The 279-nt window shown below is 40.1% G+C and carries 1 protein-coding gene; it reads left to right on the forward strand.

The window, feature by feature from the left end:
- A partial coding sequence (locus tag AAEY62_RS22090; protein ID WP_350636543.1) for a hypothetical protein occupies positions 1 to 255 on the forward strand: 255 nt, incomplete at its 5' end.
- Positions 256 to 279 lie beyond the last annotated feature (24 nt).

Genomic DNA, 279 nt, shown 5'->3' on the forward strand with positions numbered 1-279 from the left:
GCAGATATTTCAACCACCAGCGAGGGTGATGAATATTTAGATGCTAAATGGATTGCTGATTTAGAAGTCGCTTATCGTCCTAACGAAGCGTGGAAGTTTGCAGTAGGTGCGAATAACCTATTTGATCAGTACCCTCAAGCAACGGTAGATAATATTGGCTACTCTAACTTTGGCCAAATATTTCCGTACACGCCTTACACACCCTACAGTTTAGATGGGCGCTTTTTATACGGTAACATTACTTACAATTTTTAAGTAAAACGCCCATTAACAATCGAG

It is taken from the genome of Pseudoalteromonas sp. GW168-MNA-CIBAN-0100, from assembly GCF_040309225.1.
GTDB lineage: Bacteria > Pseudomonadota > Gammaproteobacteria > Enterobacterales > Alteromonadaceae > Pseudoalteromonas > Pseudoalteromonas arctica.